General features: G+C 69.2%; 18 protein-coding genes. 10 read left to right on the top strand and 8 right to left on the bottom strand.

The annotated features are described in order from the left end of the window. Positions 1-59: 59 nt before the first annotated feature. From YU1_RS33420 to hrpB, 3 genes are all read right to left on the bottom strand, one after another. Positions 60-224: a hypothetical protein gene (locus YU1_RS33420; RefSeq protein ID WP_156922049.1), complete on the bottom strand. Its 165-nt coding sequence runs from the start codon at positions 222-224 to the stop codon at positions 60-62. 111 nt (positions 225-335) lie between these two features. Beyond that, positions 336-1,835: a phosphomannomutase/phosphoglucomutase gene (locus YU1_RS0110745; protein WP_029004066.1), complete on the bottom strand. Its 1,500-nt coding sequence runs from the start codon at positions 1,833-1,835 to the stop codon at positions 336-338. Between the two features lie 185 nt (positions 1,836-2,020). Continuing rightward, positions 2,021-4,501: an ATP-dependent helicase HrpB gene (gene hrpB / locus YU1_RS0110740; RefSeq protein ID WP_035714856.1), complete on the bottom strand. Its 2,481-nt coding sequence runs from the start codon at positions 4,499-4,501 to the stop codon at positions 2,021-2,023. Between the two features lie 170 nt (positions 4,502-4,671). On the opposite strand from hrpB, the gene YU1_RS0110735 reads away from it, so the two are divergent. The 3 genes from YU1_RS0110735 (at position 4,672) to YU1_RS0110715 (ending at position 8,015) form a co-directional block, all read left to right on the top strand. Next, the gene (locus YU1_RS0110735; protein ID WP_035714940.1) at positions 4,672-5,667 is read left to right on the top strand and encodes a WD40 repeat domain-containing protein; all 996 of its coding nucleotides are present in this window, start codon (positions 4,672-4,674) and stop codon (positions 5,665-5,667) included. Between the two features lie 162 nt (positions 5,668-5,829). Continuing rightward, positions 5,830-6,576: an acetoacetate decarboxylase gene (locus tag YU1_RS0110730; RefSeq protein WP_029004063.1), complete on the top strand. Its 747-nt coding sequence runs from the start codon at positions 5,830-5,832 to the stop codon at positions 6,574-6,576. Positions 6,577-6,860: 284 nt separating this feature from the next. Then, positions 6,861-8,015, top strand: coding sequence for a DUF3734 domain-containing protein (locus YU1_RS0110715; protein WP_029004062.1), 1,155 nt, complete (start codon positions 6,861-6,863; stop codon positions 8,013-8,015). A 39-nt stretch (positions 8,016-8,054) separates the two neighbouring features. Here YU1_RS0110715 and YU1_RS0110710 read toward each other — a convergent pair whose 3' ends face one another. Continuing rightward, a complete protein-coding gene (locus tag YU1_RS0110710) occupies positions 8,055-8,804 on the bottom strand; it encodes a sulfite exporter TauE/SafE family protein (RefSeq protein WP_029004061.1) in 750 nt (249 codons plus the stop codon). Positions 8,805-8,886: 82 nt separating this feature from the next. Between YU1_RS0110710 and YU1_RS0110705 the strand changes: the two genes are divergently transcribed. Further along, positions 8,887-9,813, top strand: coding sequence for a LysR family transcriptional regulator (locus tag YU1_RS0110705; RefSeq protein WP_029004060.1), 927 nt, complete (start codon positions 8,887-8,889; stop codon positions 9,811-9,813). Between the two features lie 29 nt (positions 9,814-9,842). Here YU1_RS0110705 and YU1_RS0110700 read toward each other — a convergent pair whose 3' ends face one another. Then, the gene (locus YU1_RS0110700; protein WP_029004059.1) at positions 9,843-10,499 is read right to left on the bottom strand and encodes a glutathione S-transferase family protein; all 657 of its coding nucleotides are present in this window, start codon (positions 10,497-10,499) and stop codon (positions 9,843-9,845) included. Positions 10,500-10,758: 259 nt separating this feature from the next. Here YU1_RS0110700 and YU1_RS0110695 point away from each other — a divergent pair, with 259 nt between their 5' ends. The 5 genes from YU1_RS0110695 to YU1_RS0110675 all read left to right on the top strand — a co-directional run bounded on the left by YU1_RS0110695 (position 10,759) and on the right by YU1_RS0110675 (position 17,735). Continuing rightward, positions 10,759-11,976, top strand: coding sequence for a polyhydroxyalkanoate depolymerase (locus tag YU1_RS0110695; RefSeq protein ID WP_029004058.1), 1,218 nt, complete (start codon positions 10,759-10,761; stop codon positions 11,974-11,976). 222 nt (positions 11,977-12,198) lie between these two features. After that, on the top strand, positions 12,199-13,629 hold the full coding sequence (locus tag YU1_RS0110690) for a homospermidine synthase (protein ID WP_029004057.1): 1,431 nt from the start codon (positions 12,199-12,201) through the stop codon (positions 13,627-13,629). Between the two features lie 308 nt (positions 13,630-13,937). Beyond that, complete coding sequence (locus tag YU1_RS29000) at positions 13,938-14,282, top strand: GCG_CRPN prefix-to-repeats domain-containing protein (RefSeq protein ID WP_029004056.1); 345 nt, start codon at positions 13,938-13,940, stop codon at positions 14,280-14,282. Between the two features lie 189 nt (positions 14,283-14,471). Then, positions 14,472-15,017 (top strand): Spy/CpxP family protein refolding chaperone, encoded by a 546-nt coding sequence (locus YU1_RS0110680; protein WP_051356731.1) that lies wholly within the window; start codon positions 14,472-14,474, stop codon positions 15,015-15,017. A 525-nt stretch (positions 15,018-15,542) separates the two neighbouring features. Further along, complete coding sequence (locus YU1_RS0110675) at positions 15,543-17,735, top strand: methyl-accepting chemotaxis protein (RefSeq protein ID WP_029004054.1); 2,193 nt, start codon at positions 15,543-15,545, stop codon at positions 17,733-17,735. A 68-nt stretch (positions 17,736-17,803) separates the two neighbouring features. Here YU1_RS0110675 and YU1_RS0110670 read toward each other — a convergent pair whose 3' ends face one another. Both YU1_RS0110670 and YU1_RS0110665 read right to left on the bottom strand, forming a co-directional pair. Continuing rightward, a complete protein-coding gene (locus YU1_RS0110670; protein ID WP_029004053.1) occupies positions 17,804-18,517 on the bottom strand; it encodes a VIT1/CCC1 transporter family protein in 714 nt (237 codons plus the stop codon). Positions 18,518-18,683: 166 nt separating this feature from the next. Then, positions 18,684-18,866: a YegP family protein gene (locus YU1_RS0110665; RefSeq protein WP_029004052.1), complete on the bottom strand. Its 183-nt coding sequence runs from the start codon at positions 18,864-18,866 to the stop codon at positions 18,684-18,686. 280 nt (positions 18,867-19,146) lie between these two features. On the opposite strand from YU1_RS0110665, the gene YU1_RS0110660 reads away from it, so the two are divergent. After that, a complete protein-coding gene (locus YU1_RS0110660) occupies positions 19,147-20,652 on the top strand; it encodes a DASS family sodium-coupled anion symporter (RefSeq protein WP_029004051.1) in 1,506 nt (501 codons plus the stop codon). 122 nt (positions 20,653-20,774) lie between these two features. Here YU1_RS0110660 and lepA read toward each other — a convergent pair whose 3' ends face one another. After that, a complete protein-coding gene (gene lepA / locus YU1_RS0110655; RefSeq protein ID WP_029004050.1) occupies positions 20,775-22,580 on the bottom strand; it encodes a translation elongation factor 4 in 1,806 nt (601 codons plus the stop codon). Positions 22,581-22,623 lie beyond the last annotated feature (43 nt).

Genomic DNA, 22,623 nt, shown 5'->3' with positions numbered 1-22,623 from the left:
CCGCCGAATCCCCGCAGGAAGCCCCGGTCCTGCGCCGGGGCTTTTTCGTATCCGGCGGCTCAGCGGTGGCGGACGAGGCCGAGATCCCAGGTGGGGGCCGGGCGTTCGAAGGGGGCGGGCAGCGCGTTGAAGCTGGAGGCCCAGGCATGCAGCGCGCCGAACAGCGTCAGCGCCACGATCACCGGCAGCAGGCTGGCGATGAGGATCACATACAGGCGCGACATGACACGTCTCCGGACTTGAACAGCAGGCTCCGGAAACGGAACGGCCCGTGCCGATGAGAGCACGGGCCGCACCATAGTGTTGCACCATAAAGGTGCAATGACGATTCGTGGTTAAATCTTCTGGTTGTATTCGCCCACTTCCGGGTGGGTGCGCAGCACGCCGTCGATCTCGGCGAACATGTCGCGCATGCGCTGCTCGGAGACCGGGCTCTCCACCACCACCACCAGCTCGGGCTTGTTGGAGGAGGCGCGCACGAGGCCCCACGAGCCGTCCTCGGTGGTGACGCGCACGCCGTTCACCGTCACGAGGTCGCGGATCGCCTGACCCGTCACCTTGGCGCCGTCCGCCTGCAACTTCTGGTAGTGCTTCACCACCTGCTCGACGATGCCGTACTTGGCCTCGTCGGCGCAGTGCGGCGACATGGTGGGCGAGGACCAGGTCTTGGGCAGCGCGAGGCGCAGCTCGGAGAGCTTCTTGCCGGGATTGCGGTCCAGCATGTCCAGCACGGCGATGGCGGAGACGAGGCCGTCGTCATAGCCCCGGCCGATGGGCGCGTTGAAGAAATAGTGGCCGGACTTCTCGAAGCCGACCAGGGCGCCGGTCTCGTTCACCCGGCGCTTCATGTAGGAATGGCCGGTCTTCCAATAGTCCGCCTTCACGCCGAGCTTGATCAGCTCGGGGTCGGTGGCGAACAGGCCGGTGGACTTCACGTCCACCACGAAGGTGGGGTTGGGGTAGATCTTGGCCAGGTCGCGGGCCAGCATCACGCCCATCTTGTCGGCGAAGATCTCCTCGCCCTCATTGTCCACCACGCCGCAGCGGTCGCCGTCGCCGTCGAAGCCCAGCGCCACGTCGGCACCGCTCTCCAGCACCGCGTCGCGCATGGCATGGAGCATCTCCATGTCTTCCGGGTTCGGATTGTACTTGGGGAAGGAGTGGTCCAGCTCCACGTCCAGCGGCACCACCTCGACGCCCAGCGCCGCCAGGATGTGCGGCGCGAACGCGCCGGCCGTGCCGTTGCCGCAGGCCACCACCGCCTTGATCGGGTGCTTGAGCCGCGGACGGTCGGTGAGGTCCTTGAAATAGGTGGCGGGGAAGTTCTCCACGAAGTGGTAGGCGCCGCCGCCCTTCAGGTCGAACTTGGCGCCGAGCACGATCTCCTTCAGCCGGGTCATCTCGTCCGGGCCGAAGGTCAGCGGGCGGTTGACGCCCATCTTCACGCCGGTCCAGCCGTTGTCGTTGTGCGAGGCGGTGACCATGGCCACCGCCGGCACGTCGAGGGCGAACTGGGCGAAATAGGCCATGGGCGACATGGCGAGGCCGATGTCGTGCACCTTCACGCCGGCGGCCATCAGGCCGGAGACGAGGGCGTATTTGATCGACGAGGAATAGCCGCGGAAGTCATGCCCGGTGACGATCTCGGGCCGGATGCCCATCTCGTGCATCAGCGTGCCGAGCCCCATGCCCAGCGCCTGGATGCCCATGAGGTTGATTTCCTTCTGGAACAACCAGCGGGCGTCATATTCCCGGAACCCGGTGGGCTTCACCATCGGCTCGGATTCATAGGCGTAGGTGTTGGGCGTCAGTGCGGGCTTCGGCGTCGGGAACATGAAGTGCCTCTCTCGGCGCGGAGTGCATTCCGGGCAGTCATGCCCGTAGCACGAAATTGTGACCTGTCTAATCTGAAGCGCGGCTGTACGGCGGATGGCAAGTCGAGCGCCGTCCTGCGCTTCCGCGAGGCGGATCCAAGGGGACAATGCCCGGCCAAGCCCGCGGTTCCCGCAAAGGGACGGATTCAGGTTCCACGCGGCTTTGCGCGGTTGGTGGGTAGGGCGTTGGCGGGGTCTTCCGGCCAGGGGTGCCGGGGGTAGCGGCCGCGCATCTCGGCGCGCACGTCGCGCCACGAGCCGCTCCAGAATTGTGGCAGATCCTTCGTCACCTGGATCGGCCGGTGGGCGGGGGAGAGCAGGGCCAGCGTCAGCGGCACCTTGCCGCCGGCGATGGCCGGATGCCGGGTGAGGCCGAACAGCTCCTGCACCCGCACTGGCAAGAGCGGCCCGCCCTCGGCGGCATAGTCGATCGGCAGGCTGGTGCCGGTGGGCGCCTGGAAATGGCTCGGCGCCTCGGTCTCCAGCCGGTGCAGCAATTCATAGGGCAAAAGCGCGTGCAGCGCGTTGCCGAGATCGCCGGCGGAGACCTGGGCCAGCGTGGTGCGCCCAGTGAGGAAGGGCGCCAGCCAGTCGCGCGCGGTCGCGGCCAGCGCCCCGTCGGACAGGTCCGGCCAGGGCGTGCCTTCCGCCCGGTGGAGGAATTGCACCCGGTCGCGCCACTGGGTGAGGGCGTTGGTCCAGGGCAGCCGCTCCAGGCCGAGGGCGGCGATGCCTTCGGCCAATGCCGCCGCCGTCTCCGGCGTGTCCGGCACCGGGCGGGGGCGGTCGGCGAGGGTCAGCGCGCCGAGGCGGCGGGTTTCCCGCGCCCGCACGGCGGCGGTCGCCGGATCGAACGCCACTTCGAGGCCGGAGGTGATCTCGGCCGCGAACAGGCTCTCGATCTCCTCCGCCGTGAGGGCGGCGGCGAGCTGCACGCGGGCGGCGTCCGCCCGGCCGCTCACCTCGGCCACCGCCAGATAGGGCGCGCGGGCGAGCGATGAGGCCGGGTCCACCACCGCGCCGCGCCCGTTGGCGAGCAGGATGCGGGTGCCGTCGCCGCGCGCCTTGGCCACCCGGTCGGGGAAGGCCAGCGCCAGCAAAGCGGCCGGGGAGGGGGCGGTGCCTGCCGGCTTCGCGTTGCCCGCGCGCGCCAGTTCCGCCCAGCGGCCGGCGAGGCGGCGGGCATCGTCGGCGCGGCGGGAGCGCTCGCGGGAAAAGTCCTCCAGCCGGTGAACGAGGTCCGGGCTGTCGCCGCCGAGGCCGCGCTCGGTGAGCAGAGCGGCGATGTCCGCCGCCAGGGCGCCGGCGCCGAGATCGCTGCCGCGCACCACCATGTGGGCGAGGCGCGGCTGCAAGGGCAGGCGGGCCATGCGGGCGCCGAGCGGCGTCACCGCGCCCCCGGCGTCGATGGCCTCCAGCGCCCGCAGCAGGTTCTTCGCCTCGGTGACGGCGGGCAGGGGTGGGGGATCGAGGAAGGGCAGGGATCGCGGGTCGCGCACTCCGGCGGAGGCGAGGTCCAGCACCAGGCCGGAGAGGTCGGCGGCCAGGATCTCCGGCGTGGCGAAGGCCGGCAGGCTCTGCGTCTCGCCCTCGTTCCACAGCCGGTAGCACACGCCCGGCTCGGTGCGGCCGGCGCGGCCGCGCCTTTGGTCGGCGGCGGCGCGGGAGACGCGCACGGTCTCCAGCCGCGTCAGGCCCACGTCCGGCTCGAAGCGCGGCACGCGGGCAAGGCCGGAATCCACCACCACCCGCACCCCCTCGATGGTCAGCGAGGTCTCGGCGATGGAGGTGGCCAGCACTACCTTGCGCCTGCCCTTGGGTGCCGGGAGGACGGCGCGGTCCTGCTCGGCGGCGTCCAGCGCGCCGAACAGCGGCACGATGTCCACGTCCTTGTCGCGCACGTCCGCCAGCAGGTGGCCCTGGGTGCGGCGGATCTCGGCCGCGCCGGGCAGGAAGGCCAGCACGGAGCCGGGCTCGGCGGCGAGCGCCCGCAGCACCGCGTCGGCCACCTGCCGCTCCAGCGGCGCGCGAGGATCGCGGCCGAGATAGCGCGTCGCCACCGGGAAGGCGCGGCCCTCGCTCTCCACCACCGGCGCGGGGCCGCCGCCGCCGCCCAGCAGCGCGGCGACGCGGGCGCCGTCGAGGGTCGCGGACATGGCGAGGACGCGCAGGTCCTCGCGCAGCCCGGCCTGGGTCTCCAGGGCGAGCGCGAGGCCGAGGTCGGCGTCCAGCGAGCGCTCGTGATATTCGTCGAACAGCACGGCGGCGACACCGGAAAGCTCCGGGTCGTCCAGCACCATGCGGGTGAACACGCCTTCGGTGACGACCTCGATGCGGGTGCGCCGGGAGATTTCCGAGCGCAGCCGCACGCGGTAGCCCACCGTGTCGCCCACGCGCTCGCCCAGCGTCTGCGCCATGCGGTGCGCGGCGGCCCGCGCCGCGAGGCGGCGGGGCTCCAGCACCAATATCTTGCCCCCCTTCACCCACGGCTCGTCCAGCAGCGCGAGCGGCACGCGCGTGGTCTTGCCCGCGCCCGGCGGGGCCACCAGCACGGCGCAGGCGTTGGCGCGCAGCGTCTGCGTCAGCGCGGGCAGGGCATCGTCGATGGGCAGGCGGGTGTCGAACATGGGCTTTCGGATTCGTGAGGCCGCGACCATAGGCCATTGCACGGCCGGGAAATCCAGCCCGCCGCGACATCGACGCCATGATGTGGCGACGGGAGGACAAGCGGCTCGCGGTGGCTTATGAAGGCCCGCCATCCAGCTCGTCCATCGTCCGCCCGGGAGCCGCGCCGCCCATGTCCTCCGCCCCGTCCAGCCTCACCGACAAGGTCCGTACCTTCAGCTTCGACGGCGGCATCGCGGCAGCCTGCTTCCTAAAAAGCACGGCGGTGCTGGTGGGCGACACCGGCGCGGCGATGATGGTCAACGGGGCGGAAACCAAGGCCGTGGCCCTGCACGGCGGCGCCGCCCTCGACGTGCGCGGCGACGGCAAGCGCCTGGTCTCCGGCGGCGACGACGGCCGGGTGGTGGAACTGACCGCCAATGGCGAGGTGCAGGTGCTGGCGGAGCACAAGGGCCGCTGGATCGACCGCGTGGCGCTGGGCCCGGACGGCGCGGTGGCCTATTCGGCCGGCAAGACCGCCCATTTCCGCCCGGTGAAGGGCGAGGCGCGCAGCCTGGAGGTGGCCTCCACCGTGGGCGGCCTCGCCTTCGCGCCCAAGGGCACGCGCATCGCCGTGGCCCATTATGGCGGCGTCACCTTCTGGTTTCCCAATGCCCTGGACGCCAAGCCCGACATGTTCGGCTGGAAGGGCTCGCACCTCGGCGTGGCGATCAGCCCCGACGGGCGCTTCCTGGTGACCACCATGCAGGAGGCGGCGCTGCATGGCTGGCGCATCTCCGACGGCGGCCACATGCGCATGACCGGCTATCCGGCGCGGGTGAAGTCGTTCGCCTTCACCGCCGACGGCAAGTGGCTCGCCACGTCCGGCTCCTCGGAGGTGATCCTGTGGCCGTTCGCCTCCAAGGAAGGCCCCATGGGCAAGCAGCCCTCCATGGTGGCGCCGTCCTCCACCGCCCGCGTCTCGGTGGTGGCCTGCCACCCCAAGGACCCGGTGCTGGCGGTGGGCTATGACGACGGCATGGTGCTGATGGCGCGCATTCCCGATGGCGCGGAGATCCTGCTGCGGGCGCCGGACGGCGCGGCGGTGACGGCGGCGGGCTGGCGGGCGGACGGCGGGGCGGTGACTTTCGGCACGGCGAGCGGCAGCGCCGGGGTGCTGGAGTTCTGAGCCGCCGCCGGCGGCCGGCGCGGGCTTGATCGGGATTGCTGAGGCGAGGCTTGCGTTTGCGCCATAATGGGCGCGTCGCGGCCCTGTCACCGGGCCGCGTTATCCGGTAACCTCCCCGGCGTTTCGCAGATGCGAGACGCCCCGTCCGGTCGGAGCCGCCTCATGAAGATCGAAGACGTCCGTCGTACCGCCTACTCCATGCCGCTGACCAATCCGGCCTACCCGCCGGGGCCCTACCGCTTCTTCGACCGCGAATTCATGATCATCACCTACCGCACCGACATCGAGGCGCTGCGCCGGGTGGTGCCCGAGCCGCTCGAAGTCTACGAGCCGCTGGTGAAGTATGAATTCATCCGCATGCCCGATTCCACCGGCTTCGGCGACTATACCGAGACCGGACAGGTCATCCCGGTGAAGTACAACGGGGTGGAGGGCGGCTACGTCCATTCCATGTACCTGGACGACGAGGCGCCCATCGCCGGCGGCCGCGAGATCTGGGGCTTCCCGAAGAAATACGCCAACCCGAAGATGGCGGTGGAGGCCGACGTCCTCACCGGGCGCCTGCATTATGGCAAGTCGCTCTGCGTGGATGCCACCATGGGCTACAAGCACAAGGCCGCCGACAAGGCCGCCGTGCTCGCCGCGCTGAAGACGCCGAGCTTCCTCATCAAGATCATCCCGCACGTGGATGCCACCCCGCGCATCTGCGAGCTGGTCCGCTACTACCTGGAGGACATCGACCTCAAGGAATGCTGGACCGGCCCGGCGGCGCTCGGCCTCTATCCGCACGCCATCGCCGATGTGGCCAAGCTGCCGGTGCTGGAGGTGGTCTCGGCCCTGCACCTGCGCGCCGACCTGACGCTGGGCATGGGCGAAGTGGTGTTCGACTATCTCGCCGAGCCCAAGTGATCGTTCCGGTGCCTTCCTAGTGGTTCGGCCGCGACAGATGGAACCCATCTGTCGCAAGCAGGCCGAACCACAACTCTTTGATCTGGTGGATCAACTTTTCGAAACGGATGGGTACCATCCGTTTCGGTTGATCCACGAGGGCCGGGCGGCCCGTTCTCCGGCGCGTTGCACGCGGCCGGGGACCGGGCCATGCTCGTGCGAGGCAGCATCGCGCGGCCCGCCGGGCCGCGCGACCATGACGCCGGCCGCCACGGCGAAGCCCGGCAGGCGAAGCAGACGGGGGAATGATGAGCAGCTTGCTGAGCGAAGTGCCCGCCGACATCAAGGATGTCGCCTCCGAATATGACCGGGTCGCCCTGGTGTTCCAGGGCGGCGGCGCGCTGGGCGCCTATCAGGCCGGCGTCTACGAGGCGCTGGCGCAGGCCAATGTGGAGCCGAACTGGGTGTCCGGCGTGTCCATCGGCGCCATCAACTCGGCCATCGTGGCGGGCAACACGCCGGAGAACCGCATCCCCCGGCTGCGGGAATTCTGGGAGACGGTGTCCGGCCGCCGCATCTGGGCGGTGCCGCCGGAGGGCGACGCGTTCCGCGCCCTGCGCAACCAGATGAGCGCCTTCGTCACCATGCAGATGGGCCAGCCCGGCTTCTTCAAGCCGCGCGTCCCCAATCCCTGGCTGCTGCCCACCGGCCACACCAACGCCACCAGCCTCTATGACACCGCGCCGTTGCGCGAGACCCTGCTGAAGCTGGTGGACTTCGACATCATCAACAGCGGCAACACGCGGTTCTCGGTGGGCGCCACCAACGTGCGCACCGGCAACTTCGTCTATTTCGACAACACCACCCACCGCATCGGCCCCGAGCACGTGATGGCTTCGGGCGCGCTGCCGCCGGCCTTCCCGGCGGTGCGCATCGACGGCGAATATTACTGGGATGGCGGCGTCGTCTCCAACACGCCGCTGCAATGGCTGCTGGACCAGCCGGACCACCCCTCCGCTTTGGTGTTCCAGGTGGACCTGTTCTCGGCGCGCGGCGAGATGCCCCGCGACATGTTCGGGGTGATCGAGCGGCAGAAGGACATCGGCTATTCCAGCCGCACGCGCTACACCACCGACCTGTTCCGCCGGGTGCAATTGCTGCGCACCATGCATGCCGAGGCGGTGCTGCGCATTCCCGAGCAGCTGCGCACGCCGGAGGATCTGCAGACGCTGGAGGACTACGAGAAGTCCGGTCCGGTGAACATCTGCCACCTGATCTATCAGGAGAAGACCTACGAACGGGACTTCAAGGACTATGAATTCTCGCACGGCTCCATGCGCGACCACTGGCAGACGGGCATCGAGGACACGCTGAAGACGCTGCGCCACCGCGACTGGCTGAAGAAGCCGGACAAATGCGACGGCATTGTCATCCACGACGTCCATCGCCTGGCGGAGTGAGCGGCAGGGGGGCCGTCCGCCGGCCTCCAAGCCATCCCGTCACAGCGGCAGGGCGCGGACCAGCGTGTTCGCGCCCAGTAGGGCGAGGCCGGCGAAGAAGCAGTTGCGGAACGCCTGCTGCGAGATCGCCAGCCGCACCCGCCGGCCGATCTCCATGCCGGCGAAGGCCGGCACCAGGGCGGCCAGCGTGACCAGCAGGGCATGCCAGGACGTCAGCGGCGCGTCCCGGGTGGACAGCGCGGCGATGAGGCCGAACGAGCCCATGGAGAAGGACAGGCCCATGGCCTGCACCAGATCCTCGCGCTCCAGCCCGAGCGATTGCAGGTAGGGCGCGGCGGGCATCACGGTCACGCCCGTGGTGCCGGTCAGCAGGCCGGACGCCAGCCCCATGAGCGGCGACAGCCAGGGTTCCCGCGCCGCCGGCGTGTGGAAGCCGAACCGGCCGAGGCCGAGCAGGCCGTAGGCGAACAGCGTGCCACCGAGCACCGCCGGCGCCAGGTGGGAGCCGAGCCCGCCGAGCCAGGCCCCGCCCGCCAGCGTGCCGGCGAAGGTGGCGAGCCCCATGGGCCAGAAGCGGCGCAGCACCGGCCAGACCCGCGGCCCGGTGGAGAATTGCACGATATTGGTGAGCAGGGTGGGCGCGATCAGGATGGCGGCGGCCTCCGCCGGCGGCATCAGCAGGCTGAGCAGGCCCATGCCGAGGGTGGGCAGGCCCATGGCGGTGACGCCCTTGACCAGCCCGGCGAGCATGAGGATCAGGGCGACGAAGGTGAGCGTGAGTGCGGTCATGCCCGCAAGCTGGCCTACGGCGGACCTTGCAGCAATGTGGATTATCCGGCTTCATCCTTCGGATTAGCCGAAGGATGAAGCCGTGCGGTTCGATCTGGTCGACCTCAAGCTGTTTCTCGCCATATTGGAGACCGGCAGCATCACCGCCGGGGCGGCGCGGGTCCATCTGGCGCTGCCCTCCGCCAGCGGGCGGGTGCGCGGCATGGAGGCGCTGGCCGGCGCGCCGCTGCTGGTGCGCAGCCGCGCCGGGGCGGCGGCGACACCGGCGGGCGAGGCGCTCGCCCACCATGCCCGGATCATCCTCCAGCAGTCCGAGCGCATGCGCGGCGAGCTGTCCCGCTACGGCCGGGGGCTGAAGGGGCATGTGCGATTGTGGAGCAACACCGCCGCCTTCTCCGTGGGCCTGTCCGGCGACCTCGCCCGTTTCCTCGCCCGCCATCCCGACGTGGACGTGGATCTGCAGGAGCGGCCGAGCCGCGAGATCGCGCCCGCTTTGCGCGCGGGCCTCATCCACATCGGCCTGCTGTCGGACGTGGGCGACACCTCCGGCCTCGAAACCCGGACCTATGGCGAGGACGTGCTGATGGCGGTGCTGCCGAAGGGGCACCGGCTGGCGGGCGAAGCGGGGGCGGGGTTCGCGGATATCGCCGGGCTGCCCTTCGTCGGGCTGACGCCCGGCAACGCCATCCACCAGCTCATCGAGACCCATGCCGCGGCGCTCGGCCTGCAGCTGAAATACCGGGTGCGGGTCAACCGCATCGAGGCGGTGGGCGAGATGGTGCAGGCGGGCGTCGGCGTCTCCGTGCTGCCGACGGCCGATGCGCTGCGGGTGGCCGGGCGCACGCAGGTGGAAGTGTTCGCCTTGCCGGAGGCATGGGCGCGCCGCCGGCTGGTGGTCGCCGTGCGCGACCGCGAGGCGCTGCCGGAATTCGCGCGGCAGGCGCTCGGCGCATTGGGCGCGGAGGGCGCCGGCCCGCCCCCTTCGGACCGGCTCGCGGCGAAGGGGTGAACGCGTCCCGGCGCGCGCCGGGCGGGCCTTCAGAACTCGGCGTCGAGCTCTTCCAGTTCCTCGGGCTCGGCGCGGGCGCCGGAGATCCACTCCTGCATGGGGCCGTAGGCCATCATGCGCTCGCGATAGGCGTTGCAGGCGGCGTCCAGCTTCACGTCATAGGTGGTGAAGCGCGAGCAGACCGGGGCGTACATCAGGTCCGCCAGGGTGGGCGCGGCGCCCATCAGATAGGGGCCGCCATGGGCGGCGAAGCAGCCGCGCCAGATGGCGACGATGCGCTCGATGTCCGCCTGCGCGCCGGCCCACACCTTGAAGGCGGGATAGTGCGCCTTGATGTTCATGGGCAGCGCCGAGCGCATGTTGGCGAAGCCCGAATGCATCTCGCCGGAGACGGAGAGGCAGTGGGCGCGCGCCGCGCGGTCGGCGGGCAGCAGGCCGGCCGCCGGGAACACCTCGTTGAGATAGGAGGCGATGGCCAGCGTGTCCCACACGGTCACGCCCTCATGCACCAGGCGGGGCACCAGGAAGGACGGCGACAGCAGCAGCAGTTCGGCCCGCGCGCCGGGATCGTCCACCGGCACCCGCTCTTCCTCGAAATCCAGTCCGGCCAATTTGCAGATCAGCCAGCCGCGCAGCGACCAGGAGGAGTAATTCTTGCTCGAAATGGTCAGCGTGGCCTTCGACATAAGCGCGTTCCCGATGGCTGGCGCCGGCAGACTAACGAAGCGTGTTGCATTGCACCACAGGCCTCGCCAAAATCCCGCTTAAGAGGTACAACCTAACGCGGCTGAGGAACAAGGTCTAAAACCGGCCTGAGCCAATATGTTACGGCCTGCCGCGCCGGGGTGCGGGAAAGGCCGTGCGGGGCGGACGGAGGCAAGGTCGCATGAAGGCGTACTGGTCCTGCGGCGAATTCGCCCGCATGATGCCCGGGCGAAAGGCGTAATAATGTACCTTGCCTATCAGGCCCAGGCCGATCTCATGGAGCCGCTGAAACTCGGTGCCCACATGGCGCGGCGTTTCCTCAGCAGCCCGTTCGCCGCCCCGTTCCAGAATGCCGCGACGCGGCATCTGGCGGCCGCCTACGAGATGGTGGAGCGCGTGGGCCTCAGCCACGGGCGACCGGCGTTCGGCCTCACCAGCACGCAGGTGGGCAATCGCGAGGTGCCGGTGGTGGAGGAGGCGGCCTACAAGCTGCCGTTCGGCACCCTGCTGCACTTCAAGAAGGACGTGGAGGTGCCGCAGCCGCGGGTGCTGGTGGTGGCGCCGCTCTCCGGCCATTTCGCCACCCTGCTCATCGGCACGGTGCGCACGCTGCTGCCGGACCACGACGTCTTCATCACCGACTGGCACAATGCCCGCGACGTGAGCCTGGAGCACGGCGCGTTCGATTTCGACGGCTATGTGGAGCACATCGTCAAGTTCCTGGAATTCATGGGGCCGGGCGGGCATCTGGTGGCGGTGTGCCAGCCCTGCGTGCAGGCGCTGGTGGCCGCGGCGGTGATGGCGCAGGAGGGCAATCCGGCCTATCCGCGCAGCATGACGCTGATGGCCGGGCCGATCGACTGCCGGGTCAATCCCACCAAGGTCAACGACCTCGCCACCTCCAAGCCGATCTCCTGGTTCGAGAAGAACCTCATCTCCACCGTGCCCATGGGGTTCGAGGGCTCGGGGCGGCGGGTCTATCCCGGCTTCATCCAGCTCTCCGCCTTCGTCAGCATGAATCTCGGGCGCCACATGAAGGCGCACTTCGAGCTTTACGACAGCCTGGTGGCCGGCGACGAGGAGAAGGCGCACACCACCAAGGTGTTCTATGACGAATATTTCGCCGTGCTCGACCTGGCGGCGGAATTCTACCTGGAGACCGTGCAGTACGTGTTCCAGGAATATCGCCTGCCCAAGGGCGAACTGACCTACAAGGGCAACCCGATCGACTTCAAGGCGATCCGCCGCACCTCGCTGCTCACCGTGGAGGGCGAGCGCGACGACATCTGCTCGCTCGGCCAGACGGTGGCGGCGCACGACATCTGCACCGGCCTGAAGCCGCACCGCAAGCGCCACCACATGCAGGCGGGCGTCGGCCATTACGGCGTGTTCAGCGGCCGCAAATGGGCGGGCCAGGTCTATCCCATCGTGCGCAACCACATCCTCGCCAGCGACTGAGCGGCTTTTCAGAAGCGCGTTCGCAGGCGCGTCCGGCGCCCTCTCCCGCTGGCCGGGGAGGGCTCCGTTGGCGTGCCGTCATCATACCGTCTTCTCGCCCTGGGAAAGGGAGCGGCATGGCTTGGCTGCGTCAATCGGCGGTTGACGCACGGGCCGAGCCTTGATTGATGGACGCGCGTCGGCACATCCGCCGACTGTCCACTCCTCGGAGGAGCTCCCGGAATGAGCGCTTGGCCGGTTCACGCCACCATTGATGGTCCCATCGTCATGATCGGCTTCGGCTCGATCGGGCGCGGTACCCTGCCGCTGATCGAGCGCCATTTCTCGTTCGATCTCGACCGCATGGTGGTGATCGATCCGGTGGCCGACGACCGCAAGCTGCTCGATGCCCGCGGCATCCGCTTCGTCCAGAGCGAGGTCACGGCCGAGAACTACCGCGAATTGCTCACCCCGCTGCTCACCAATGGCGGCGGCCGCGGCTTCTGCGTCAACCTCTCGGTGGACGTGTCCTCGGTGGCGGTGATGGAACTGTGCCGGGAGATCGGCGCGCTCTATGTGGACACCGTGGTGGAGCCCTGGAAGGGCTTCTATTTCGATCCCTCCATGGGCCCCGAGGCGCGCACCAATTATGCGCTGCGCGAGAGCCTGCTGGCGGCCCGCCGCCGCAATCCCGGCGGCCCCACCGCCGTCTCCACCTGCGGCGCCAACCCCGGCATGGTGTCGTGGTTCGTGAAGCAGGCGCTGCTCAACATCGCCGCCGATACCGGCCTCGACCGGCCCGAGCCGACCAGCCGCGCGGAATGGGCGCAGTTCGCCCGCGCCCTGGGCGTCAAGGGCATCCACATCGCCGAGCGCGACACCCAGCGCGCCCGCAACCCCAAGCCGCGCGACGTGTTCGTCAACACCTGGTCGGTGGAAGGCTTCGTCTCGGAAGGCCTCCAGCCCGCCGAGCTGGGCTGGGGCACCCATGAGAAAGAACTGCCGCCGGACGGGCGCACCCACGCGGCCGGCTGCGGCGCGGCGATCTATCTGATGCGGCCGGGCGCCGATACCCGCGTGCGCTCCTGGACGCCGACGCCGGGGCCGCAGTTCGGCTTCCTCGTCACCCATAACGAGGCGATCTCCATCGCCGACTACCTGACGGTGCGCGACGGCGACACCGTGCTCTACCGCCCCACCTGCCACTATGCCTACCACCCGGCGGACGATGCGGTGCTGTCGCTGCACGAGATGTTCGGCTCCGGTGGCAAGATGCAGAGCGACTGGACGATCCTGGACGAGCACGAGATCGTCGACGGCATCGACGAACTGGGCGTGCTGGTCTACGGCCACGCCAAGAACGCCTATTGGTACGGCTCGCAGCTGTCCATCGAGGAGGCGCGCCAGCTCGCGCCCTATCAGAACGCCACCGGCCTCCAGGTGTCCTCCGCCGTGCTCGCGGGCATGGTGTGGGCGCTGGAGAATCCCGAAGCCGGCATCGTCGAGGCGGACGAGCTGGACTTCCGCCGCTGCCTTGAGGTGCAGACGCCCTATCTCGGGCCGGTGATCGGCACCTATACCGACTGGACCCCGCTGACCAGCCGCGTGCCCTTCTTCCCCGAGGAGGTGGATGCGGAAGATCCCTGGCAGTTCAAGAACGTCATCGTGCGCTGATCCCCGGATCATTTCCCGCCATTACCGCCGCGCCGGCACCCGCCAGGCGCGGCGGTTTCGTTTCTGGGCATCATCTCCCGCATGCGGGAGGCGAGGCATAGGTTCCGCATGAGTTCAGGGCCGGCCGGCGGTAATTTCTTGGATGCGTTCCAGAATAGATGGATGCGTTTCAAATAATACATTGTATCCGTGTCGATATTAATTCTCGTCCATATTCCCGGCTCTCCGTTGACCCTGCACGGGGCGGGCGTATCTTCCCCGTCCATACGCGGTGTCCGCCGCGTTTGTGCAAAGGCGAGTTTTTCGTCATGAAGAAGATTATCCTGGCTTCTGTTGCCGCTGTTACGCTGGCGGCCTCCGCCGCGTCTCCGGCCTTTTCTTTCCCGTTGCAGTCCGGCACCGGCCTCACCGCGCCGGTGATCCCGGTGGCCGAGGGCTGCGGCTGGGGCCGCTGGCGCGGCCCGTGGGGCGGCTGCCGCGACACGCCCTATTACGGGCCGTTGCCCGGCGGCGGCTATCGGCCCGCGCCCGGCGTGGTGGTGGTGCCCGGCCCGGTGGGCAATGGCTGCCCTCCCGGCTATTGGCACGGCCCCTGGGGCCATTGCCGCGACACGCCCTACCACGGCCGGCTGCCGGGCGGCGGCTGGCAGTGACCTGACGGGCCGGGGGTGAGGCGGGGTTCCGCCGCCCCTCCGGCCGAGGATGCCTTCCCGTTATGCCTTCCCGCCGCGCCGTCCCGTGCCCTCGCACGCGATCGCCGCGCGCCGCCCCGGCCGCGCCGCCCCCTGGCGCGCGGCCAGCCCTCCAGCGAGGGCCAGCCCTCTCGAACAAGGACACCCATCATGACACGCAGTGTTTCGCGCCTTCTCGCCGCCACCGTGCTCGGCACGACGCTGATGGCGGGTGCCGGCGCCATGGCGCAGACCGCCGCTCCGGCTCCGGCTCCCGCTGCCGCCCCGGCGCCCGCCGCGCCGGCCCAGGGCACTCCCACCTCCGGCCTCTATTCCGAGGCGGATGCGCGGGCCGTGCTCAACGCCCGCCTCGCCGCCCTGAAGGCGGTGATCGAGCTGACCCCCGAGCAGGAAAAGCTCTGGCCGGCGCTCGAAACCGCGATCCGCGACATCAACAAGAATGCCGTCGCCCGCCGCAAGCAGCTGGAGACGGCGGCCGCGCCCACGAGCTTCCTCGACGTGCTCGACCAGATCGCCGTCGCCGAGGAGACCCGCGGCAAGGAGCTGAAGCGCTTCGTGGATGCGGCGCGCCCGTTCGTGGCCTCGCTCACCGAGGCGCAGAAGCGGCGCGTGCCCGCCTTCCTCGGCCTCAACGACGGCGAGGGGCAGCACCAGCCGGCCGGCACGCTCTGGCTGTTCGAGGAAGAAGCCGGCTGAGGCCGCTCCCGGCCTGACCTGAGCTGCGGACGGCCCCCGCGGGGGCATGTCCGCGGCCCCGCCCCGGCGTCGTCCGGGCCCGCCACCTTCCCTCGCCGGGAGGTGGCTTTTTCATGCCCAGGGCCTGTCCCGCGCCGCGTCCCGGGCGCGCCGTCACCGGGCCGCCGGGCGCAAGAGCGCAAGGGGCGAAGAGGCGAAGAGGCGAAGGGCGAGGCGCGATGCCGCGGCCCGGCTGCCGGCACGGCGACCCCTTCGCGGCCGGCCCGCCCGTCCGAATCATCCTGCTGTTTTGGATGCATTCCGGCCGCCGCCGGTGGTATTTGCGCGCTCAGGTTGAGGCTTGGCGCCGCCTCCGGCGGTGGAGCGATACGCCGGGGTGCGGCCGGAAAACCGCACCATCGCATCATCCGTTCGTCGAAGATCGTTCGGGAGACGGATAATAATACCGTAAATCTAGTCAGCGTCGCGCAAGCCATGTCGCATAACGCTGTACCAAAGGTTGTAGACGGTATAAAGGTAGCGGTCGTGAATATTCACTCCATCAAGATCAGGATCATCGCCCTTTCGGCCCTCTGCGTGGTTGCCGTCGCCGGCGCCCTGCTCGGCTATGGGGTCTATGCGTCGTCCCAGACCTCGCGCTTCGTGACCGAGAGCGTCAGCGATCTGCTCGACAAGACCAGCCAGGATTCGCTCCAGCGCCTCGCCTCGGTGCAGGCCGCGGTGGTGCGCACCGAGATCGACTCGGCCTTCGACGCCGCCCGCACCATGGCCTCGGGCCTGGAGATCATCGCCGGGCACGACGGCGCCGGCACCCCGCTCGACGGCCGCCGCGCCCAGCTCAATGCCTTCCTGCTCAACGTGCTGAAGGACAATCCGCGCTTCAACGGCACCTACAGCGCCTGGATGCCCGATGCGCTCGACGGCTCCGACATGCTGTACAACGGCCGCAAGGAGATGGGCTCGGACGCCACCGGCCGCGCGCTGCCCTACTGGACCCGCGACGCCGCCGGCAAGATCGCGCTCCAGCCCCTGGTGGAATATGACAGCCGCGAACTGCACGCCAACGGCGTGATGAAGGGCGGCTGGTTCATCGGCCCGCAGACCAACGGCAAGGAGAGCATCCTCGCCCCGCTCGCTTATATCGTGCAGGGCAAGTCGGTGTTCCTCGCCACCATGTCGGTTCCGATCAAGGTGGACGGCAAGTTCGCCGGCGTCGCCGGCGCGGACTTCGACCTGTCCTTCGTCCAGAGCCTGGCCGAGAAGGTGGATGCCTCCATCTACAAGGGCCAGGGCACGGTCACCATCGTCACCAACACCGGCCTCGTGGTCGCCTCCAGCGCCGATCCCAAGGCCATCGGCGGCCCGTTCAAGGCGGTCGAGCCGCAGGCCGAGGACGACATGGCCATCCTGCGCAACGGCGAGGCCACGGTGAAAGTGGACACGGCGAAGGACACGCTGAAGGTGTTCGCCCCCGTGCCGCTCGGCCGCACCGGCGCCGCCTGGTCGGTCATCATCACCGTGCCGCGCGCTCTGGTGATGGCGGATGCCAACGCGCTCGGCGAGGCGCTCGCCGCCCGCGGCCGCACCGATACCTTCTGGCAGATGGTGGCGGCGGTCGGCGTCACGGTGCTGGCCCTGGTGGCCATGGCGCTGGTGGCCAACGGCATCTCCAGCCCCATCACCCGCCTCACCGCCGCCCTGCGCCGCCTCGCCCAGGGCGAGCAGGTGGCCGAGATCGCCGGCGCCAACCGCAAGGACGAGATCGGCGACATCTCCCGCGCCGTGGACCAGATCCGCATCGGCGTCGAGCAGGAGGCCCGCCGCAAGGCCGAGGAGGCGGAGGCCGACCGCCTGCGCCACGAGGCCGAGCGCCGCGCCACCATGATGAACCTCGCCGACGGCTTCGAGCGGGCCATGGGCCAGGTGGTGGAAGGGGTGGGCGTCGCCTCCGACCAGCTCCAGGGCGCGGCCGGCACCATGTCCCACGCCACCCGCAAGGTGGCGGACGAGAGCCACACCGCCGCCAACGCCTCGGAGGAAGCCTCCTCCAACGTGCAGACGGTGGCCTCGGCGGCGGAGGAACTGGCCTCCTCCATCACCGAGATCAAACGTCAGGTGGATGAATCCGCCCGCATCGCCGCCGCCGCCGCCATGGATGCCGGCACCACCGCCTCCCAGGTGCAGGAACTGTCCAGCGCCGCCGAGCGCATCGGCAAGGTGGTGGACCTGATCCGCAACATCGCCGGCCAGACCAACCTTCTGGCGCTGAACGCCACCATCGAGGCCGCCCGCGCCGGCGACGCCGGCAAGGGCTTCGCGGTGGTCGCCTCGGAAGTGAAGGAACTGGCCGACCAGACCTCGCGGGCCACCTCCGAGATCGCCACCCAGATCGAGGAGATCCAGGGTTCGACCCGCGCCTCCTCGCAGGCCATCGTCTCCATCACCGACGTGATCGAGCAGATCAACCGCATCGCCGCCTCCATCGCCAGCGCGGTGGACCAGCAGGGCGTGGCCACCCGCGAGATCGCCCACAACGTGGCGCGGGCCTCCCAGGGCACGCAGCAGGTGTCGGTCAATATCGACGGCATCAACGGCGCCGCGGCGGATTCCACCGCCGCCGCCCATCAGGTGCAGGACGCGGCGGCCTCCCTCGCCACCCAGTCGCAGACCCTGCGCAAGGTGATGGCGGAGTTCCTCGGCACCGTCCGCGCCGCCTGACCGCGCCGTTCATCCGGCTTTCGCGGGGCGCCTTCGGGCGCCCCGTCGCGTTTGCGCCGCAGGGCCGCTCAGACCGCGACGCCGAACAGGGCGCCGATGCCGGCGGTGGCCGCCATGGCCAGCGCTCCCCACACGGTGACGCGCAAGGTGGCCTTCAGCACCGGCGCGCCGCCGGCCTTGGCCGCCACCACGCCGAGCGCGGCCAGGAACACCAGCGAGCCGCCGGAGACCAGCCCCACCCGCAGCGTGGCGGGGGCGAGCATGGCCAGGATGAGCGGCAGGACGGCGCCGATGGTGAAGCAGGCCGCCGAGGCGATCGCCGCCTGGATCGGCCGGGCGGTGGTCAGCTCGGAAATGCCGAGCTCGTCGCGGGCATGGGCCACCAGCGCGTCCTTGCGCATCAACTGCTCCGCCACCTGGCGGGCCAGCGCCGGCTCGACGCCGCGCTCCTCGTAGATGCTGGCCAGCTCCCCGGTCTCGCCCTGGAAATCGGCGGCCAGCTCGCGCCGCTCGCGGGCCAGCTCCGCATGCTCGGTGTCGGACTGCGAGGACACCGAGACATATTCGCCCGCCGCCATGGACATGGCGCCCGCCACCATGCCGGCGAGGCCGGCGAGCAGGATCTCGTTGCGCCCCGCCGAGGCGGCGGCGACGCCGACGATCAGGCTGGCGGTGGAGACGATGCCGTCATTGGCGCCGAGCACGGCGGCGCGCAGCCAGCCGATGCGCGAGACGAGATGGGTTTCGGCATGCTGGGCGCGTAGGAGGAAGCCGTGGGACATGGCGAACTCACGGGCGGGAGCGGTCCGGAGCGCCGGCCGCCGCCCCCGGCCGTTCGCGCAGCAATGCTACGCCCGGCGCCGTCCGGCACCAAGCGTTCCAGAGGTAGCATCGCCGGGTGACACGCCTGCGAAGCCGTGCCGTGCCAGGCGTGCCTAGCGTGGCGGCTCAGCCGGCGGACTGGTCGTCCACCTTGGCCTCGGGCACGTTCTTCTTGATGGATTCGATGGCCGCGAGCGCGGACGCCTTCGCCTTGTAGCCCTCGGAGGCGAACAGCGTCTCGCCGTTGGACGCCTTGAAGCGGAACCGGAACTCGCCGGCTTTGTCCTTGTAGATCTCGAACTTGGCCATGGACGCCTCCTTCGTGCCCCGGCCTGCGCCGGGTGCGAGAAGCCTGCCTCAAGCGGGGCCGGATGGCAAAGCCGGTCGCGCTCCGCCGTCGGCGGGGCCGCAGGCGGGGGCGCCGGGCCGGCGCCGCGCGCCGCATGTCACGATCGGGCGCCGAAATGGATCATCCCGGCCGGGGAAATTGATCCAGGTCCTGGCCCCCGGCCCCCGGAAGATGCGAAGGTTACGCCCTGTGCCGGTGCGTGCGCCGACGTGTCGTGTTCTGTATGCCAGGGTAGCCGTGATGATGAGACGCCTTAGAGGAATGCTGGATTATTTTCGCCAAGTCGTCCCATTCCAGATCAAGCCCGCGATCATCACGACGGTTGTGCTCGTCGTGCTCCTGCTGCTTCCGGTTCCCGCCGGCCTGACGCCCAAGTCCTGGGCGCTGGTGGCCATCTTCCTCACCACCATCGTCGCCATCATCCTCAAGGTCATGCCCATCGGCGTCATGGCCATGATGGCGATGACCATCGTCGCCTTGTCGCAGGTCACCGCGACCTCCTCCAAGGCGGCCATGGCCGATGCCCTGGCCAGCCTGTCCAACCCGCTGATCTGGCTGATCGTGGTGGCGATCCTGATCTCGCGCGGCCTGAAGAAGACCGGGCTCGGCAACCGCATCGGCCTGATCTTCATCTCGCTGCTGGGCCGCAACACCATCGGCATCGGCTACGGGCTCGCGGTCTGCGAGCTGGTGCTGGCGCCGTTCACGCCGAGCAACACGGCCCGCGGCGGCGGCATCGTCCATCCCATCATGAAGTCGATCGCCAGCGCCTTCGCCTCCGAGCCCGCCAAGGGCACCGAGAAGAAGATGGGCACCTACCTGGCGCTGGTGAACATGCATGCCAACCCGATCACGTCCGGCATGTTCATCACCGCCACCGCGCCCAATCCGCTGGTGGTGGACTATGTGGCGCGGGCCACCAACCAGACCTTCCACCTCACCTGGACCAACTGGGCGCTGTACATGCTGCTGCCCGGCCTCGCCTGCCTGCTGCTGATGCCGCTGGCCATCGCCATCCTCTCGCCGCCGCAGGTGACGTCCACGCCCGGCGCGGTCGATTACGCGCGCGCCGAGCTCAAGCGCATGGGCCCCCTCGCCGGCGGCGAGAAGGTGATGATCGGCACCTTCGCTTTGCTGCTCATCCTCTGGGCCAACGTGCCGGCGATGATCTTCGGGCGCGCCTTCGAGCTCGACCCGACCGCGGTCGCCTTCCTCGGCCTGTTCATCCTCATCATCACCGGCACCATCAACTGGGACGACGTGCTGTCGGAAAAGAGCGCCTGGGACACGCTGATCTGGTTCGGCGCCCTGGTGATGATGGCGGAGCAGCTGAACAAGACCGGCGTCATCGCCTGGTTCTCCAACCTCCTGAAGACCGGCATCCTGGCCTCGGGCATGGGGTGGGAGCCGGCGGCGGCGCTGCTGGTGCTGTGCTTCGTCTTCTCGCACTATTTCTTCGCCAGCACGACGGCCCATATCAGCGCCATGATGCTGGCCTTCCTCACCGTGGGCCTGCAACTGGTGCCGCCGGACTATCACGTGCCCTTCCTGCTGATGATGACGGCGGGCTCCAGCATCATGATGACCCTGACCCACTACGCCACCGGCACCTCGCCGATCATCTTCGGCAGCGGCTACGTCACGCTCAGCGAATGGTGGCGCGTCGGCTTCGTGATGTGCGTCGGCGAGCTGCTGGTCTATGCGGTGCTGGGCAATCTGTGGTGGAAGGTGCTGGGCCTGTGGTGAGCGGGGCGCAGCCCGCCGCGCCTCTCCACGCCGCCTGAACATGCGAACGGCCCGGACGAGACCGGGCCGTTTGGCATTCGGGGGCGGCGGCGGTGCCCGCGCCGGAGCGGCAGGCGCGGACCTCAGTCGTCCATCTTCAGCGCGGCGATGAAGGCTTCCTGCGGGATCTCCACCTTGCCGAACTGGCGCATCTTCTTCTTGCCTTCCTTCTGCTTGTCCAGAAGCTTGCGCTTGCGCGAGACGTCGCCGCCGTAGCACTTCGCCGTCACGTCCTTGCGCAGGGCCTTGATGGTCTCGCGCGCGATCACCTTGGCGCCCAGCGCCGCCTGGATCGGGATGTTGAACAGATGCTGCGGGATCAGCTCCTTCAGCTTCTCGCACATGGCCCGGCCGCGATGCTCGGCGCGGGTGCGGTGCACCAGCATCGAGAGCGCGTCCACCGGCTCGCCATTCACCAGGATCGACATCTTCACCAGGTCGCCCTCGCGATAGTCGGTGATGTTGTAGTCGAACGAGGCGTAGCCCTTGGAGATGGACTTCAGCCGGTCGTAGAAATCGAACACCACCTCGTTCAGCGGCAGGTCATAGGTGACCATGGCGCGCGCGCCCACATAGGTCAGCTCGATCTGGTTGCCGCGACGGTCCTGGCAGAGCTTCAGCACCGAGCCGAGATAATCGTCCGGCGTCATGATGGTGGCGCGGATCCACGGCTCGCGGATCTCCTTGATCTTCACCACGTCCGGCATGTCGGCCGGATTGTGCATGTCGATGGTCGAGCCGTCGATCATCTCCATCTGGTAGATGACCGAGGGGGCGGTGGCGATCAGGTCGAGATTGAACTCGCGCTCCAGCCGCTCCTGGATGATCTCCAGGTGCAGCAACCCTAAGAACCCGCAGCGGAAGCCGAAGCCGAGCGCCGCCGAGGTCTCCATCTCGAACGAGAAGCTGGCGTCGTTGAGGCGCAGCTTGCCCATGGCGGCGCGCAGGTCCTCGAAATCGGCCGCATCGACCGGGAACAGGCCGCAGAACACCACCGGCTGGGCCGGCTTGAAGCCCGGCAGGGCCTCGGCGGTGGGCTTCTTCTCCTCGGTGATGGTGTCGCCGACGCGGGTGTCCGCCACTTCCTTGATGGAGCCGGTGAGGAAGCCGATCTCGCCGGGGCCGAGATGGTCCATCACCACCAGCTTGGGCGTGAACACGCCGACGCGGTCCACGTCATAGACGGCGCCCGAGCCCATCATCTTGATGCGCATGTTCTTCTTCAGCACGCCGTCGATGATGCGCACCAGCACCACCACGCCGAGATAGGTGTCGTACCAAGAGTCCACCAGCAGCGCCTTCAGCGGCGCGTCGCGGTCGCCCATGGGGGCGGGCAGGCGGGTGACGATGGCCTCCAGTACCTGGTCGATGTTCAGCCCGGTCTTGGCCGAGATGCCGATGGCGTTGGAGGCGTCGAGGCCGATCACGTCCTCGATCTGCGCCTTCACCTTCTCCGGCTCGGCGGCGGGCAGGTCGATCTTGTTGAGGACCGGGACGATGTCGTGATTGTTGTCGATGGCCTGGTAGACATTGGCCAGGGTCTGCGCCTCGACCCCCTGGGAGGCGTCCACCACCAGCAGCGAGCCTTCCACGGCGGCCAGCGAGCGGCTCACCTCATAGGCGAAGTCCACGTGGCCGGGGGTGTCGATGAGGTTGAGCGTATAGGTCTCGCCGTCCAGCGCCTTGTAGGAGAGGCGCACGGTCTGGGCCTTGATGGTGATGCCGCGCTCGCGCTCGATGTCCATGTTGTCGAGCACCTGCTCGGACATTTCCCGTTCGCTCAGGCCGCCGGTGAGCTGGATCAGCCGGTCGGCGAGCGTGGACTTGCCATGGTCGATATGGGCGACGATGGAGAAATTGCGGATGTTCTTCTGAGCGGTCGCGGTCATGGCTGGCGCCATAGCACCCGGTTCGTGGCGCCACAAGGCTGGA

Source organism: Azorhizobium doebereinerae UFLA1-100, from assembly GCF_000473085.1.
Lineage (GTDB): Bacteria > Pseudomonadota > Alphaproteobacteria > Rhizobiales > Xanthobacteraceae > Azorhizobium > Azorhizobium doebereinerae.
This window is presented reverse-complemented; position numbering and strand designations above follow the sequence as displayed.